This is a genomic window from Enterococcus sp. AZ077, from assembly GCF_051714965.1.
GTDB lineage: Bacteria > Bacillota > Bacilli > Lactobacillales > Enterococcaceae > Enterococcus_B > Enterococcus_B hirae.
This window is the reverse complement of sequence record NZ_JBIOSX010000001.1, coordinates 2253131-2267500: the sequence shown is the minus strand read 5'-3', so window position 1 is coordinate 2267500 and position 14370 is coordinate 2253131. Positions and strand designations below refer to the sequence as shown.

At 36.4% G+C, this 14370-nt stretch carries 12 protein-coding genes and 2 tRNA genes (1 of these 14 running past the window's edge); 12 read left to right on the top strand and 2 right to left on the bottom strand.

The annotated features are described in order from the left end of the window. Positions 1 to 42, bottom strand: a tRNA-Thr gene (locus IGL28_RS10560); it reaches 31 nt to the left of the window's first position. A gap of 207 nt (positions 43 to 249) precedes the next feature. Between IGL28_RS10560 and IGL28_RS10555 the strand changes: the two genes are divergently transcribed. From IGL28_RS10555 to IGL28_RS10540, 4 genes are all read left to right on the top strand, one after another. Then, positions 250 to 323: transfer RNA gene (locus tag IGL28_RS10555), tRNA-Asn, on the top strand. Positions 324 to 508: 185 nt separating this feature from the next. After that, positions 509 to 1837, top strand: a complete 1329-nt coding sequence (locus IGL28_RS10550; RefSeq protein WP_010718740.1) for an aminopeptidase C — start codon at positions 509 to 511, stop codon at positions 1835 to 1837. A gap of 282 nt (positions 1838 to 2119) precedes the next feature. Then, positions 2120 to 2953 (top strand): fructosamine kinase family protein, encoded by an 834-nt coding sequence (locus tag IGL28_RS10545; RefSeq protein ID WP_010718739.1) that lies wholly within the window; start codon positions 2120 to 2122, stop codon positions 2951 to 2953. Between the two features lie 15 nt (positions 2954 to 2968). Next, positions 2969 to 3706 carry an acyl-ACP thioesterase domain-containing protein gene (locus IGL28_RS10540; protein WP_128427371.1) on the top strand — a complete coding sequence of 246 codons (738 nt, stop codon included), beginning with the start codon at positions 2969 to 2971 and terminating at the stop codon, positions 3704 to 3706. Between the two features lie 665 nt (positions 3707 to 4371). Here IGL28_RS10540 and IGL28_RS10535 read toward each other — a convergent pair. Then, positions 4372 to 5340, bottom strand: coding sequence for an asparaginase (locus IGL28_RS10535; RefSeq protein WP_010718737.1), 969 nt, complete (start codon positions 5338 to 5340; stop codon positions 4372 to 4374). A 155-nt stretch (positions 5341 to 5495) separates the two neighbouring features. On the opposite strand from IGL28_RS10535, the gene IGL28_RS10530 reads away from it, so the two are divergent. The 8 genes from IGL28_RS10530 to IGL28_RS10495 all read left to right on the top strand — a co-directional run bounded on the left by IGL28_RS10530 (position 5496) and on the right by IGL28_RS10495 (position 14299). After that, positions 5496 to 6329: a DUF72 domain-containing protein gene (locus IGL28_RS10530; protein WP_010718736.1), complete on the top strand. Its 834-nt coding sequence runs from the start codon at positions 5496 to 5498 to the stop codon at positions 6327 to 6329. A 14-nt stretch (positions 6330 to 6343) separates the two neighbouring features. Next, entirely contained in the window at positions 6344 to 7183 is an 840-nt protein-coding gene (locus IGL28_RS10525) for a Cof-type HAD-IIB family hydrolase (RefSeq protein ID WP_034698936.1), read from the top strand. A 64-nt stretch (positions 7184 to 7247) separates the two neighbouring features. After that, entirely contained in the window at positions 7248 to 7778 is a 531-nt protein-coding gene (locus IGL28_RS10520; protein WP_081128178.1) for an HAD family hydrolase, read from the top strand. A gap of 222 nt (positions 7779 to 8000) precedes the next feature. Further along, positions 8001 to 9722 (top strand): septation ring formation regulator EzrA, encoded by a 1722-nt coding sequence (locus IGL28_RS10515; RefSeq protein WP_010718733.1) that lies wholly within the window; start codon positions 8001 to 8003, stop codon positions 9720 to 9722. A 155-nt stretch (positions 9723 to 9877) separates the two neighbouring features. Beyond that, positions 9878 to 11020, top strand: coding sequence for a cysteine desulfurase family protein (locus IGL28_RS10510; RefSeq protein ID WP_010738070.1), 1143 nt, complete (start codon positions 9878 to 9880; stop codon positions 11018 to 11020). 18 nt (positions 11021 to 11038) lie between these two features. Beyond that, complete coding sequence (thiI, locus tag IGL28_RS10505; RefSeq protein WP_081128174.1) at positions 11039 to 12250, top strand: tRNA uracil 4-sulfurtransferase ThiI; 1212 nt, start codon at positions 11039 to 11041, stop codon at positions 12248 to 12250. 225 nt (positions 12251 to 12475) lie between these two features. Further along, complete coding sequence (locus tag IGL28_RS10500) at positions 12476 to 13123, top strand: redox-sensing transcriptional repressor Rex (protein ID WP_010718730.1); 648 nt, start codon at positions 12476 to 12478, stop codon at positions 13121 to 13123. 423 nt (positions 13124 to 13546) lie between these two features. Further along, positions 13547 to 14299, top strand: a complete 753-nt coding sequence (locus tag IGL28_RS10495) for a hypothetical protein (RefSeq protein WP_128427373.1) — start codon at positions 13547 to 13549, stop codon at positions 14297 to 14299. Positions 14300 to 14370: the final 71 nt, after the last annotated feature.

Sequence of the window (14370 nt, the reverse complement as noted above, 5' to 3'; positions counted from 1 at the left end):
TTCCTTACCATGGAAGCGCTCTACCAACTGAGCTAAAGCGGCATGAATTCTTAATACAAGTAATAGAATAACGAAAATAATCAATTTTGTCAATATCTAAAACAAAAAAAATTTGGTTTCATAGGATGATCATTCTAAATTGTATAAATAACAAATTTTGTGCAGTGATTTTTGTGAAAAAACAAAAAAATATGTAAAAAAAGTATTGCGTTATTTAAGATAAATTGATATTATATACATGTACTTGATTCCGGCATAGCTCAGTTGGTAGTAGCGCATGACTGTTAATCATGATGTCGTAGGTTCGAGTCCTACTGCCGGAGTACTTCAATCACAGCTTAGAGGCTGTGGTTTTTTTGTTATTCTCAAAAACTTTTGAGAATAACAAAAAAGGGTTGTCGTGAGGGGGATTCAGCCGATTTGTTGTAACGATTAAAAGTGAGTCGTTGTATTTCAAACCACTTAAGGGTAGAATTAAAGATATATTTTTGATTGGAAGGATGATTGGATGAAAGCTATTACACCTGAAATGACGAAAAAATTTGCAAAAGGTTTTGAAGAAAACAACAAGCAACAAGCTCTACAAAGAGCGGTAGTAAAAAATGGGATCACCGCTTCTGCTGAAAATGTGGCTGCCCATGTGTCTAATACACCGGTTTTTTCAATTGATTTATCAACGGGAAAGGTTTCAAATCAGAAACAATCTGGTCGTTGCTGGATGTTTGCAGCATTAAATACTTTCCGACATAAATTGCTCAATCAATTCCATTTGAAAGAATTTGAATTATCACAAAACTATACGTTTTTCTGGGACAAATATGAAAAAGCTAATTATTTTTATGAAAATATTATCGCAACAGGGAATGATGCCTTAGATAGCCGAAAAGTAGCCTTTTTATTAACAACCCCACAACAAGATGGCGGACAATGGGATATGATCGTTTCCCTCTTCCAGAAATATGGTGTAGTTCCTAAATCTGTTATGCCAGAAAGTGCAAATAGTTCAAATTCACGAGATTTAAATAATTACTTGAATAAATTATTGCGTAAAGATGCGACGGTCTTACGTGAAATGATTGCCGGTGGTGAAACTGCTGAAGCGATTCAAGCAAAAAAAGAGGAAATGCTAGAAGGAATCTATCAATTTTTAGCCATCTCCTTAGGAACACCACCAAAAGAATTTGATTTTGAATACCGTGACGAAGAAAACAATTATCATATTGACCAACAGCTTACACCTCAACTCTTTTATGATAAATATATTGGTGTAAAACTAGATGATTACGTTAGCATCATCAATGCACCGACAAAAGACAAACCCTTTGATCGTTCTTACACTGTAGAAATGTTAGGGAATGTGGTTGGCGGGAAAGAAGTTCGTTATTTGAACGTAGATATGTCAACGTTTAAACAGTTGGCTATTGCCCAACTGGAACAAGGAGAGTCTGTTTGGTTTGGTTGTGATGTCGGACAATCTTCAACTAGAGATAGTGGGGTCATGGCACTGGATGTTTACGACATGGATGACTTATTCGATGTAGATTTTACGATGACTAAAGCACAACGTTTAGATTATGGTGAAAGCTTAATGACCCACGCAATGGTATTGACGGGAGTCGATCTTGTTGATGGGAAATCAACGAAATGGAAAGTCGAAAATAGCTGGGGAGAAAAAGTTGGCAATAAAGGATTTTTTGTAATGAGTGACGATTGGATGAACGAATACACGTATCAAATCGTTGTTCGCAAAGATTTGTTGTCGAAAGAGCAACTCCAAGCCTTCAATGAAGAACCAATCGTTTTAGCTCCTTGGGATCCAATGGGCGCATTGGCTTAAAAAACTGATTCTACTCAAAGTATGAAGAAAATAGACGAATTGGTGTCTCATATTACTGAAAAAGAAAGTAAATGAGGGATTGAAAGAAAGACGAGGTTAGTCTTCGAAATTAGTAGGGTTGCTAATTTTGAAAGAAGCCTCTCTTTTTTTGTCTATAAATATGAGCAATGGGCTTTTACTGTTGAACAAAGAGTTACTAGACTCATTTTCTTTGTTTTAGATTCTCTGTGATATAATGATAGCTAACAAATAGGTTGGAAAAGCATGTAAGGAGGAGTAGAGATGAATATTCAGTCGGTGTTAGCAGAAATCCAATTAGAAGGCAAAGTGATACCTATCACTGGTGGGGACGTTAATCAAACGTATCGAATTGAAGAGCAAAATAAATCATATTTCTTAAAGCTTCATCCTAATATTGGAAAGTCTTTTTTTGAAGCGGAAGTGGATGGGTTAAAAGAACTAGCTCCCTACGTTCGAGTACCTGAAACTTACATGCTGGGTGAACAAAAAGATGGTGCCTATCTTTTGATGGAATGGATCGAACCTGGCAAAGGAGATCAAAAAGATCTAGCCGTTTCTTTGGCGAAATTGCATAAGGTAACCGCTCCTCAATTTGGGTATCGAAAGGATAACTATTTAGGGACCGTTCCGCAATTCAATCACGTGGAAGAAGATTGGTGGCTTTTCTTCTTCAAAAATCGTCTAGAAAGTCAAATTGCTTTGGCACAAAAAAACAACCATTGGAATCAAAACCGCCAAGAAACATTTATTTCTTTTAAGCAATACGTGTTAGAAAACTTTAGTGATAAAAAGATTGTCCCTAGCCTCTTGCATGGCGACTTGTGGAGTGGTAATGTGTTCTTTGATCAGCAAGGAGAACCAGTCTTCGTTGATCCAGCCGTTTCTTACGGTGATCGTGAGCAGGACATAGCTATGAGCCAGCTATTTGGTGGGTTTCGTCCAGAGTTTTTACAAAGTTATCAAATGGTCTATCCTTTGGAAAAAAATTGGGAAAAACGATTGCCGATTTACCAGTTATATTATTTGTTAGCCCATCTAAATATGTTTGGGGAAAGTTATGGTTCACAAGTGGATCAATTATTAGCGAAAAGATAAGAGGAGGGTGTTTTTTTGGCAAAGAGATATACAAAAAAACATGAAGTTTCATATTATGAATGTGACATTAATCAGACCATGACATTTCCATCAATGTTAGGAATCGTGATCAAGACATCAGAAGATCAAAGTGATGCGCTTGATCGTGGCAGTAAATTTGTCAATAGTTTTGGACTGACTTGGGTCATTACCAATTATTCAATGACAATCACTCGTTTGCCAAAAGTAGGAGAGACGATTTCTATAACAACACAAGCCATGGAGTACAATAAATTCTTTTGTTATCGTAATTTTTGGATTCATGATGAAGAAGGCACAGAACTGGTGAAAATAGAATCAGTTTTTGTATTAATGGATTTTGTGAATCGGAAAATGAGTAGTGTCAATGAGGAAATTATTGCGCCGTTTGAAAGCGAAAAAATCAAAAAAATCAAACGGCAAGAAAAAATAGAAAAGATCGAATCGGGCATGATGTTACCTTATCGCGTGCGTTTCTATGATATCGATAGTAACCAACATGTGAACAATGCCATGTATTTCAACTGGATTATTGATGTCTTAGGCTATGATTTCTTGACGACACATGTACCAGAAAAAGTTTTGATCCGTTTTGACAAAGAAGTGGAATATGGAAATGAAATTGAAAGTCATTATGAACAAGTAGAGATGGAACATGGTGTGAAAACAAGACATGAAATCAGAATGCAAGAACAACTCTATTGTGAAGCAAATATCACTTGGAAAAATAAATAAACTGCTAATAGCAAACGATGTTCCAATCGGAAAGAGGTTGTCGCAGAAGTGTCTAGCTCTGGGAAATAAGCAGGAACAACAAGGGTAAAAAGGGACTGAGACAAAAGTTGTCTCAGTCTCTTCTAGTATCTCTAAAAACGGATAAACGGTGTTCAAAGAGCTGACCTTCGGCGATAAGTCAAAAAATCTCAAAACATGGGAAGCTGTTTCGAGATTTCCATCCTTAACGCTCAGGTCAAAACACTCTTTTCACGACCTCTTGTTCACGGTGAGACAAAAGTAGCATCTTCGGAAATAAGCCGAAATTTACCAAAAATTTGAGAAGCACCAAGTAGGTAACAATCAACATCAAAAACGAGTTTTTGTGTTTCTTGTCAATTTTCGGAAATTCCTTCTTATTTCTTGATGCTGAACACTTTTGTCTCAACCTCTTTTTTGATTGATTGCCGAAGTGCTGAATAATAAAGAATTCTATAGGTGTTCATACTTTTGGACATTCTAACATGGAAATAAGACTTTTGGATATCCAGTAATAGGTAAGGATCGATAACCTTCCATGATTGAAAAAAGAATGCGCAAAATTGGTTCAATTGCTAAACGAACTCTGGATTTTTTTAGAACGGAATTTTAATGTCAGAAATTTTCGTATGTGATTTAGCTATAACTTATTGAGTAATAAACGAAATCAATGATTGATCTTTTAACCCATGATTCAAGGCAATTAGTAGTTTGATGCGAGCTTTTTGGCTATTGATGCTATTACAAAAAATAATCCCCATGTTTGCTAATTCTTTTCCGCCACCCTCGTAGTCATAAACAGGTTCTGCTATCCCATTAAAACACCGGGAAACTAAGACCACTGGGATTTTTTGTACTAATAATTTTTTCAAAGCTGTTACAGCTTGTGGTGGTAAATTGCCAGCTCCTAAAGCTTCGATCACTAGGCCATCTACTTTGGTATGGGCGATAGCTTCTAATAGATCACCTTGCATCCCCGCATAAGCCTTAACGATTGGGATCGTACCATTGACTGAAGTGATATCTAAGCGTGTAGTTTCTAGTAATTCTTGCATAAATAAGATCCGATGTTTTGTTACTAGACCAATTGGACCTAATGTGGGTGTACGAAAAGTGGCAACATTTGTCGTGTGGGTTTTGGTCACGTAACGCGCGGAGTGGATCTCATCGTTCATTACGACCAATACACCTTTTCCATTTGCTTCCTTACAACTAGCGACTCGAATAGCACTCTCGAAATTGTACAGCCCATCGCTCCCTAATTCGTTGCTGGATCGCATAGCGCCAGTTAGTACGATCGGCAGTTTATCTCCAATCGTCGTGTCTAAGAAAAAGGCGGTTTCTTCTAACGTATCTGTTCCATGAGTGATTACAACACCGTCAAACCCCAAATGATAGGCTTCATTAATCCGATTTTTTAAAATTAACATATGTTTAGGCATGATATGAGGTGAAGGAAGATTAAAGATATCTTCTATTACTAAATCAACATCTTCTGGAATTTCAATTTCAGCATCTAGCAAAGGATTCACAACATCAGGACTCACTCCACCAGTTAAAAGATTTTCTCTCATGGCAATCGTTCCGCCAGTGTGTAAAATTAGAATTTTTTTCATTTTTTTTCGGACTTCCTTACATATAATTTTGCATAGGCTTTAACGCTTATTGTATACTATATGAAAGAGTTTTGCTATCCGTGGCATTGAGCAATGAGTAGTAAATCTCACTATACATAGTTGATTTTTGGATGGAAAAGCAAAGGTGGCTTGAAATGATACGAATCGGATTAACCTCATTTAAAGAACATGATAAATTGACTGGAAAAAAGAATAACACACTTTATGAGTATGCTAGATATTTACCATTAGTGGAGCTTGATACAGCTTACTATGGAATCCCAAGACGAACTTCAGTAGAAAAATGGGTGCAAGAGGTTCCAAATGATTTTCGTTTTGTTGTTAAGGCGTATCAAGGGATTAGTGGTCAAGGAGACTGGGAAAAATATTATCAAACAGAAGAAGAAATGATTGCTAAATTTCTGGAAGTAATGAAACCAATGAGTGATGCGAACAAGCTTTTTTGTTTTTTAGTCCAATTTCCAGCTTCCTTTAAATGCACCAAGGAAAGTGTACAATACCTACGTAAGCTTCGAAAATGGTTTGCTGGCTATCCGGTAGCAATCGAACTTCGGGACTTTTCGTGGTACAGTGAGGAATTCGTTGAGCGCACGAGAAGCTTCATGACTCGAGCAGAATTTTCTTTGGCAGTAATTGATGAACCACAGTTGTTAAATACAACAGTTCCTTTTGACCCATTCATCACGAATCCAGACTTTGCTCTTTTCAGGTTTCACGGAAGAAATGCTCAAGGTTGGCAGGCCAATGATAAAGATTGGCGTAAAAAAAGAACTCTTTATCGCTATTCTGAGCAGGAACTGAGAGAACTAGCAACTGCTATTGACTCTGTTAGCTCAAAAACGAAAGAAATCGGAATTATCTTTAACAACAATTCTGGTGGAGATGCTGCAGAAAATGCGTTAGCTTTACAAAAAATATTAAAAATAAAACCGGAAGGCTTAAACCCACAACAAATGGATTTATTTTAGAGAGGGAGCGTTGAATGATCAAAGCAATTTTTTTTGATATTGATGGCACATTAGTCAACGACCGTTCAAAAGCACTTGCTTCGACTAAACGTGCGATTAGCTATGCTAGAAAAAATGGGATATTGTGTGGTGTAGCAACTGGGCGGAGTCCAGTTAAAATCAAAGAAGTGATTGATGAATTGGAATTAGATATGTATGTTGTCTATAATGGACAATTGGTATTTACTGCCGAACGAACGATTGTAGATCAACCATTTGATCAAGTCGTTTTAAGTAAGATCGTGGAATATGCTGATAAGAACCATCGCCAGATCATTTTTGGTGGAAGAGATCAACTAGCTGGTTCGACCACGATGCTATTAGGACAGTCGATTTTAATCAAACGTTTAGTTAGTTTATTACCAAAAAAATTTCCCGTTCGATTGATGAAAAAAGGACTGCAAATTTTTAGCCCACATCGACAGAAAAAGCGATATGAGGCACTGGAGATTCTTGATGAGCCAATTTACCAATGTATTTTATTGAGTCAGGAATCAGAACAAGAAAAATTAGAAGAGCGGTTCCCAGAGTGCAGCTTTCAACGGTCCAATGCGTATACCGTTGATATCATTCCAAAAGGTGGCTCAAAGCTTTCAGGAATTGCAGCCTTTGCCAAAGACATGGGGATCGAAATGACCGAGATCATGGCATTTGGTGATCATTATAACGACATTGAGATGCTGGAAGGTGTCGGAATCGGGGTTGCTATGGGGAATGCTCAAAAAGAAGTTAAGCAAGCTGCTGATTATGTGACGGATACCAATGAAAAAGACGGAATTTATCAAGGACTGAAGCATTATGGTTTGATTTACTAAAACAGTTGATAGACTAGACTTCAGTTAAAATGTTAAGAGAAGTAAGAAAAGAAGGTAGAAAAAGATGTCTGAGAAAACACCCTTTCAACAAGTAGAAGAGTTTCATAAAATTTTTGATCCTCGTTCACCTGATGTACCGACTGCATTTTCGAAACAAGCAGCCGTTTATCGTGCAGAATTTAAAATCGAAGAATTAGTCGAATTGATTGCGGCCAATTGTCAGGGAGATCAGGAACAATTACACGAAGGAGTAACAGCTCTTCACGAAGCATTAGAGAAAGCAGAACAAAAAATGTTGACTAAAAAAGAATGGGGACAAGCACCTTTGATCGAGCAAGTCGATGCTTTAACCGATCTTTTATATTTTACTTATGGTTCTTTTTCATTATTGGGTGTTGATCCTACGAAGATATTTGAGATCGTTCACCAAGCAAACATGGGGAAATTATTCCCAGATGGTAAACCACATTATCATCCGGTCACGAATAAGGTATTAAAACCTGATAACTGGGAAGAGCAGTGTGCCCCTGAACCTAAGATCGCCAAAGAAATTCAACGGCAAATCGCCCAAGCAACTCGAAAGAAACAGTCTTGAATAGACGAAACAAACCAAAATAAACCGGCGTTTCATACTGGTTATGCTATTTTCTAGGTAGGAATAAAAGATTTTCGATGAAGTTAGTGAATGCTTAAAAATTGTGTGTTATAATTTACAATAGATGTCTTTTGCACGGAAGACGTATTTATTGTTTTATGCACACAAATTATTTAACTAAGCATAAAAAATAGATGCATATTGAAAACGGAGGTACCTTAAATGGGAAATAATGTTATCATCGGAATCGTCATAGCAATCATTATAGTCGCCCTAGTCGTCTTTTTGGTTAGTTACTATATGAAGAAAAAAAACCAAGATCGATTGGACGCCTTGGAAAAGCGCAAGGAAGAATTATTCGACTTGCCTGTGATTGAAGAAGTCGATGATGTTAAAAAAATGCATCTGGTGGGGCAAAGCCAAAATACCTTTCGTGAATGGAGTCAAAAATGGAATGACATATCCACTTCCTCGTTTGCTGAGTTAGAAAGTCAAATTTTTGAAGTAGAAAATCTGAATGAGAGTTTCCGATTTTTAAAAGGTAAAAAAGCTGTGATCGAAGCAGAAAAAACCATGGACCAAATGGAAAAGAAAGTTTCTGAGATTCGTGATGGACTAAAAGAGTTACGTGAAACAGAAGAACGTAATTCACTAGCGGTTCAGCAAGCTTTGGATGTCTATGAAGAATTGAAAGAAACAATCAGAGAAGATGAGCAAGAATACGGTCCTGCCTTTCCTGAATTACAAAAGCAAGTCAAGATGATCGAAAATGAATTCACGCAATTTGTTGCATTGAATACTTCAGGTGATCCTGTTGAAGCTCGAGAAGTTTTGGATAAAGCAGAAAAACATACGTATGAAGTTGAAGCTTTGATGAAAAAAGTTCCGCCGCTATTTGAAGATTTGAACACTACTTTCCCAGAACAACTGGAAGAAATCCAGCAAACTTATGAAAAATTGATGCAGGAACAATATGTTTTCCCAGAAGAAGATCTTGTTGGTGAGATTGAAAAAGTAAGCCATCGTATTGAAAGTTCATTAGCAAATCTTGAAAAAACAGAAGTTGAAACGGTTGAATTCGAGAATCGTGAAACTGCTAGTATGATTGATTCGCTCTACGACATTCTAGAGCGGGAAATGGAAGCCCAAAATTATGTAACAACCAATCAAGCAACCATTGAACAATACATCAAACATGCGACAAAAAACAATCGTCAATTATTGATTGAGTTAGATCATACTGCTCAAAGTTATGCGTTGAATCATAATGAAATTGGTCGAGTACGCGGATTCCAAACAGAAGTGGAAGAAATTGAACGTCAAAACGAACAGATGAAACCACAAATCCAGCAACACTTGCTACCATATTCTGAAGTACGGACTTTCTATAAAAAAGTATTCAAAGTTTTAGAAGATATCGAAAACCAACAAGTTGAAATCGATGACTCACTACACGAGTTAAGAAAAGGTGAAAAAGAAGCGCAAGAAAAAATCGATACTTTCGAATTTAAATTGCGTAATTTGAAACGTTTTGTGGAACAACAACGTTTGCCTGGTCTACCAAATGATTATTTAGAATTTTTCTTTGTGGCAACTGATCGGATTGAAGAGCTAAGTATCGTGCTAAATAAAATCAGAGTCAATATGGAAGAAGTCAATCGCTTAGTTACGTTATGTGAAGAAGATTTAGACTTACTTGATAAGAAAACGCATGATTTAGTGGATGCTGCAGCACTGACAGAACAAATGCTACAGTATGCAAATCGTTATCGCCACACACATGAAGAAATCAGAGAAGCAATTGATAAAAGTTATTACTTATTCAATAAGGAACATCATTATCAAGAAGCTCTGGATGAGATCGGTACAGCACTCGAACGTGTTGAACCTGGTGCTTTCAAGCGAATTGAAGATTTTTATTTTAAGAATCCTGATTTAGTTTAATAAGACTAACTAAAAAGGCAACACTGGTCAATCCACCAAGTGTTGTCTTTTTGCGTATTCAATTACACGAAACTTTCTGAAAAAACAACCTCCTCTTGAAAGCAATTGGGACAACCGTTATAATAGTAAAGAATTTCAAAAAAGAGGGGTTTCTTATGATATATTTTGATAATAGTGCGACAACCCCAATCTTTCCGCAAAGTTTAGATGCCTATATAAAGACAAGTCAGCGGATTATTGGGAATCCGTCAAGTTTGCATGATTTAGGCAATCAAGCAAACCGTTTGTTACAACAAGCTAGAAAACAAATTGCTGAGCTGATCACTGTTACTCCAGATGAAATTTATTTTACTTCTGGTGGGACAGAAGGCGATAATTGGGTACTTAAAGGGACGATGATTGAAAAACGTGAATATGGAAACCACATGATCATCTCTGGGATAGAACATCCTGCTGTAAGTGAAACAGCTGAACAACTTAAATCTCTAGGGGTAGAAGTTAGTATAGCGCCAGTAAATAATCAAGGATTTGTCATTGTTGATGAATTGAAGAAACTAATTCGTAAAGACACGGTATTGGTTTCAATCATGGCAGTCAATAACGAAATTGGATCAATCCAACCAATTTTAGAAATCAGTGAGTTGCTAAAAGAATACCCTAAAATCCATTTTCATGTGGATGCTGTGCAAGCAATCGGAAAAGTTTCTTTATCTGAATGGCTGACCGAAAGAGTTGATTTTGCGACGTTTTCAGCTCATAAATTTCATGGACCTCGGGGTATAGGTTTTATTTATTGGAAGAAGGGACGACGTTTAGCACCGCTTCTTAATGGTGGTGGCCAAGAAAAAAATCAACGAAGTGGAACAGAAAATGTTCCTGCAATTGTCGCAATGGCGAAAGCCTTACGAATTGCACTGGATCGAAAACTTCAAAAGCCAGATCACACCAAACATTTAAAAGAGGCATTGATCAACGCTTTGAAAGCCTATGAAAAAGTGACTATTTTTTCAGAGGGAGAAGATTATGCACCACATATCTTATGTTTTTCACTCAAAGGGATTCGAGGAGAAGTCCTTGTTCATGCGTTAGAAGAAAAACAAATATTTATTTCTACAACTAGTGCTTGTTCTTCTCGTAAACACCTTGCAAGTAGCACGTTGCATGCCATGCATGTGCCTGATGATTTAGCTACGTCAGCTGTTCGCATTAGTTTAGATGAAAGTAATTCTATGGCAGAAGTAGAACAATTTATGATTATTTTTAAACAATTATATAAGAAATTTTCAACCATCAATTAATCAATAAGGAGTGTTTTTGTGAAATATAGTGAAATCATGGTCCGCTATGGTGAACTGTCAACAAAAGGAAAAAACCGTAAAAGTTTTATTATGCAACTTGCTCAAAATGTTCGTCAAGCATTGAGTGATTTTCCCGAAATCAAGATCCATGCTGATCGTGACCGGATGCACCTACTGTTAAATGGTGCTGATAGTGCATTAGTTATACCTAAATTGGCTAAAATTTTCGGTATCCAAAATTTCTCACCAAGTATTCGAATCGAAAAAGATGTTCAAAAGTTAAAAGATGCAGTTCAAGCTATCATGAAAGAAGTCTATACAGGAAAAGAAACCTTTAAAATTATTGCGAAACGTAGTGACCACGACTTTGAATTAACAAGTAATGAATTAAATCAAACGTTAGGAAATGCGGTGGTAGATATCTTCCCTGATATAGAAGCACAAATGCGTAAACCAGATATTCCACTACGGGTAGAAATCCGTCGAGATGCTGCTTACCTATCCTATGAAACGATTAAAGGAGCAGGCGGATTGCCAGTGGGAACGAGTGGTAAAGGCATGTTGATGTTGTCTGGTGGAATCGATTCACCTGTGGCTGGTTATTTTGCCATGAAGCGTGGTGTCGAAATTGAAGCGGTCCACTTTGCTAGTCCACCTTACACGAGTGAGCAGGCATTACAAAAAGCAAAAGATTTAACAGCAAAATTGACTCCTTATGTCGGTAAAATCGAGTTTATCGAGGTACCGTTTACTGAGATCCAAGAAGAAATCAAGAAAAACATTCCGCAAGGGTACTGGATGACGATTACTCGACGGATGATGCTGCGATTAACGGATGAGATCCGCCGATTACGCCATGGGTTGATTATCCTTAATGGGGAGTCTTTAGGACAAGTAGCTTCGCAGACCTTACAAAGCATGGTTGCTATCAATGAAGTAACGAATACGCCTATCATTCGTCCAGTTGCTACGATGGATAAATTAGAAATCATTGAAGTAGCTGAACAAATCGATACCTTTGAGCTTTCAGTCCAACCATTTGAAGATTGCTGTACGATTTTTGCCCCACCTCAACCAAAGACCCGACCACGACTTGATAAAGTTCATCAATACGAAGAACGTTTACCAATCGAAGAAATGATCGAACGAGCTCTTGCTGGTTTAAAAATGGAAACGATCCATACAGCTACCGAAGCTGAACAAGTAGAAGAATTTGCTGATTTGTTATAAGAGTCTTGAAATTATCGTGAGCTTTGACAAGAATAAGAAAGTAGATTGAACCGTTTTTTTATGTTTAATAAAACAGACTTTAAAAACATTACTTTTTAGTTGTTCTTACACTTATTTAAGAGTCTGGAGTCAATCCCAGACTCTTTTTTATATTCCCTACTGTTGCTCTAAGAGAGGATAAATGATAAACTGACTATGTGAAGAAATTAACAAAGGAGTTTGAAGATGGGAGAAAAAATAGCGGTTTTACCAAAAGCAACAGCTAAAAGACTACCTTTATATTTACGTTATTTAAAAATGCTCAATGATTCAGGTGTGAAGCGGATTAAATCAAATGAATTTAGTCAAATCACCCAAGTACCTTCTGCGTCGATCCGTAGAGATTTTTCATATTTAGGTGAATTGGGGCGCAGTGGCTATGGTTATGAAGTGCCTTATCTGATCGAAGTCTTTGATCGAATCTTAAAGACGGAAGAGGAAAAACGAATTGCCTTAGTTGGGTATGGAAATCTAGGGAAAGCTTTAAAGCACAATAATTTTAGAAGAAATGAAAATTTGAATATCGTCTGTGTATTTGACAATGACCCTAAAATCGTCAATCAAGAAATCGATGGTCAATTCATTTATCCAATCGAACAGTTTGGCGAAATCGTCAAAAAAGAAAAAGTAACAGTTGCGATTTCAACGGTTCCAAGTAAACACTCCCAGTCAGCAATCGATGAAATTGTGAAAGGTGGCGTATCAGCGATCTTAAACTTTGCTCCTGACCGAGTGATCGTACCCAAACATGTGAATATTCAATACATTGATTTGACGACAGAATTGCAAACGCTTATATTTTTTAACGAAAAATATTCAGAAGTTTTTTTATGACAATCCATAGTTTTAGCGCTTAGAGCCAATGTTTCTAAGCGTTTTTTTATAACGCATGTTTATATCTATTTTTGTTTGTTTACAATCATAATACTGATATAATAGCTTTCAGTTCATTGTATCATCGTGTGCAGGGATTATAAAATAACTGGTTTTTTTGAAAGAAGAAACCTTTTTTTAGGAGTGAATGACAGTAATAAAGATGAATGCAATGGATAGAATCACTGTTGTAAGAAAAAAGTTAATCTGAAGGAGGCGGTTATGAAACAAGTTGGAGTAAAAAATACTAATGAAGTTTAAGATTTGATTGAATGTACATAAAAGGAACAATCCTTAATTCTTATGATTCAGGCTAGATATGAATGTCTAGCAAAACAGACAAGCCACGGATGCTATAACAAAAAAATGTAAAGGATGGTAAAAATGAATCAAGAGAAGGTAAAAAATACAATTCTTATGGAAATGGAACGGTTTTCGGACAAAACAAGTGAAGGATACCACCAAATGAAAGCAGTGCTGAATAAATTTCCTTACAAAATAACTGCAGATTATCAGCAATTACTGGATACATTAAGGGGGGGGACGGCAATTAACAGATTTAAAACTCTTGATGAGCTGATAATGATGCTGAAACAAGAGAGAGTAATAACGAGAGAGATCGTGGAATCTTGTCTCTATTTTCAACAAAATTCTGATAATGTAATAAATCAGATTCATCTTTTTGATCTTCTAATGGTTCCAACTATAAATCTGAACAAACAGCTAAATTTATTAAAAAATTTAACAATAGATAGAAGTAAAAATTGTTCTCGTAATTTTTTGGATGATCATGAAAAAATAGATTTATTGAATCGTGAAACAAATCAACAAATAAAATCGACATGTATAGAATTACAATATGGCATGAACTCAGCTAAAGTCAAAGAGGATATTTTAGCTCGTACATTTGAAATATTAAACGAGGGCAGTGTAAACTATCAACAATTAGTCAATATGGAGCCAGCTTACGAAGAAGGATGTAGAGAAATCGTAATTGATGGATTTTTTGGAATGATGCCTGACCCTGCTGATAAGTATAAATGGTTTTTTGATTTTTTGAGAGAAGATAAAATAATTTCTATGCTTCTTCAAAGAAAGGATTTATCAGAAGCTGAAAAAAAACATATATTTCTATAGCTACCAAGCATATTGATTCGCCACATATTGGTAAAAAAATATCGTATTTTGAAAGAACAAAGATAAAAGAA

Excerpts from the sequence above, each read along its gene's own strand:
- IGL28_RS10550 (WP_010718740.1), top strand. The coding sequence starts at position 509 with ATGAAAGCTATTACACCTGAAATGACGAAAAAATTTGCAAAAGGTTTT.
- IGL28_RS10545 (WP_010718739.1), top strand. The coding sequence starts at position 2,120 with ATGAATATTCAGTCGGTGTTAGCAGAAATCCAATTAGAAGGCAAAGTG.
- IGL28_RS10535 (WP_010718737.1), bottom strand. The coding sequence starts at position 5,340 with ATGAAAAAAATTCTAATTTTACACACTGGCGGAACGATTGCCATGAGA.
- IGL28_RS10530 (WP_010718736.1), top strand. The coding sequence starts at position 5,496 with ATGATACGAATCGGATTAACCTCATTTAAAGAACATGATAAATTGACT.
- IGL28_RS10525 (WP_034698936.1), top strand. The coding sequence starts at position 6,344 with ATGATCAAAGCAATTTTTTTTGATATTGATGGCACATTAGTCAACGAC.
- IGL28_RS10520 (WP_081128178.1), top strand. The coding sequence starts at position 7,248 with ATGTCTGAGAAAACACCCTTTCAACAAGTAGAAGAGTTTCATAAAATT.
- IGL28_RS10515 (WP_010718733.1), top strand. The coding sequence starts at position 8,001 with ATGGGAAATAATGTTATCATCGGAATCGTCATAGCAATCATTATAGTC.
- IGL28_RS10510 (WP_010738070.1), top strand. The coding sequence starts at position 9,878 with ATGATATATTTTGATAATAGTGCGACAACCCCAATCTTTCCGCAAAGT.
- IGL28_RS10500 (WP_010718730.1), top strand. The coding sequence starts at position 12,476 with ATGGGAGAAAAAATAGCGGTTTTACCAAAAGCAACAGCTAAAAGACTA.
- IGL28_RS10495 (WP_128427373.1), top strand. The coding sequence starts at position 13,547 with ATGAATCAAGAGAAGGTAAAAAATACAATTCTTATGGAAATGGAACGG.